The organism is Tritonibacter horizontis (genome assembly GCF_001518015.1).
GTDB lineage: Bacteria > Pseudomonadota > Alphaproteobacteria > Rhodobacterales > Rhodobacteraceae > Epibacterium > Epibacterium horizontis.
On sequence record NZ_LPUY01000122.1, the window covers coordinates 1 to 2,009 of the forward strand.

At 68.2% G+C, this 2,009-nt stretch carries 1 protein-coding gene; it reads left to right on the plus strand.

The features are described 5' to 3' along the window. Positions 1–353: 353 nt before the first annotated feature. Positions 354–2,009 (plus strand): hypothetical protein (locus tag TRIHO_RS24325; protein ID WP_068248127.1); only part of this gene is annotated, 1,656 nt, incomplete at its 3' end.

Below are 2,009 nucleotides of genomic sequence, written 5' to 3' on the forward strand. Positions count from 1 at the left end.
CGGGCTGCAGATAAGGCAGATCAAGGCGCGGCGAGGATTGGCTCATGGGGGCTCCTGTCGGGGATCTGAAAGAACGAACAACAGTCGCAAGCATAGCCAAAGCAGCTGAAAACCCGGCAAAGAGCGCGTACGCCCCCTGCGCAACAGGCCGGCGGTCGCCCCGAAATCTGGAAACAGTCCGCATCATTCGGGGTGGGTTGGGCCCGATTCCGATCAAATTGTCCTCAAGCTGAGAACAATATCCGCAATCTTGCCGCATTACCCTCCGCCTTGTGGCCACGCCGCCCTGTCACCCCTGCCAGCGGGGACAGGCCGCAGGGTGCGGTGCCTGTCCCGGGGTGAAGGGGATGAGTATGGCACAGCGCAATCTGCAATTTGTCGGCCGGGTCATGAGTGGCGAAGAGATGTTCGATCTGGATATCCGGGATCTGGATCTCTGCGTCACCGGGCAGGGCGTGCAGCTTTATGCCAGCACCGGGCTGAATGGCGGCGTGAGTGGCTATGCCCTGTCGCAAAGCGGCGCCCGCCTGCTGTCGACGCGCGATCATCACGCTGGTTCGCTTGCCAGTGGTCAGGCCACGGTGCTGGCGCAAGGCGGTCGCCTGATCGCCGCCGGATCTGAAATCACCGGGGTCACCGGCTATGAGATCAACACAACCGGCAGCCTCGACGGCGGGCGTGCCCTGTCCCTGTCCGGGCTGGAGGCCCCGGTGGAGCAGGTGGCGGCGACGCAGCTGGCCTCAGGACAGGATCTGCTGGTGGCGCTGGATCGCACCGGTGCGCTGACCAGCTGGCGGGTGACCGATTCCGGCGCCGAGCCCACTCCGGCGTCCCCCCGGAGCCCGATCCATACAGAGGCCCAGGCCCTGGCAATCAGCGACACCGGCATCCTGCTGGTGGCCGATGCCCGTATGGGCGGGCTGGCCAGCTACCGGATCGACCCCATCAGCGGTGCGCTGACGGGGGCTGACACGCTTGGCACCGCCGAGGGGCTGCCGGTGGCGGGGCCCGGCGTGCTGGAGACGATCACCGCCCATGGCCAGACCTGGGCGGTGCTGGGCGCCGGTCAAAGCGGCTCTCTCACCGTGGTATCCGTGGCCGCCGACGGCAGCCTGGCGATGGCCGATCACCTCAGCGATACGCTGGCCACCCGCTTTGGCCAGATCGCCGCACTCGACGTGGTGCAGGTCAATGGCCGGGTGCTGGTGCTGGCCGGCGGTGGCGACGGCGGCCTGTCGTTGCTGGAGCTGTTGCCCGACGGGCGCCTGTTGCACCGGGCAGCGCTGGAAAACGGGGTCGGGCAGGATCTGGCCGCGATCTCGGCGCTGGCCGCCGTGCAGATCGGCGACAGTCTGGAGATCTATGCCGCCAGCCAGGATGGCGCAGGGCTGGCCCGGCTGCGGTATGACCTCACCTCCTTTGCCCCGGCGGGTCAGCATGGCAGCGCCGGCGACGATCTGCTGCTGGGGGCGGCGCGGCTGGATGGCGGCGCGGGCGAGGATGTGCTGATCGCAACCGCCGCAGGGGCCGAGCTGACCGGGGGCGCCGGGGCGGATGTTTTTGTGGCGACAGCGCAGGCGGCACCGGGGCGCGATGTGATCCGCATCCTCGATTTCACCGTCGCAGAGGATCAGCTCGACATGTCGGCCTTTACCAGCCTGCGCAGCCTCTCCGGGATCACCACCCGTGGCCGCGGCGATGGTATCGAACTGATCTGCGACGACACCAGGATCCTGGTCCAGAGCCACAATGGCCGGAGCCTGAGCCTTGATGACATCTGGCCTGCCGGCCTCGGCAGCCCGCATCGCTGGCAATTGGGCCTGCGCGAGGACGACGGGGTGCAGTATGGCGGCAGCAGCGATGACCGCATCAGCGGCGGCGATGGGGATGAGGTTCTGGACGGGCAGGGCGGCGGCGATCGTCTGGATGGCGGCGCGGGCGACGATCAACTGCGCGGCGGGGACGGCGATGACCGGCTGCTGGGCGGTGCGGGCCGTGACACGCTGGCC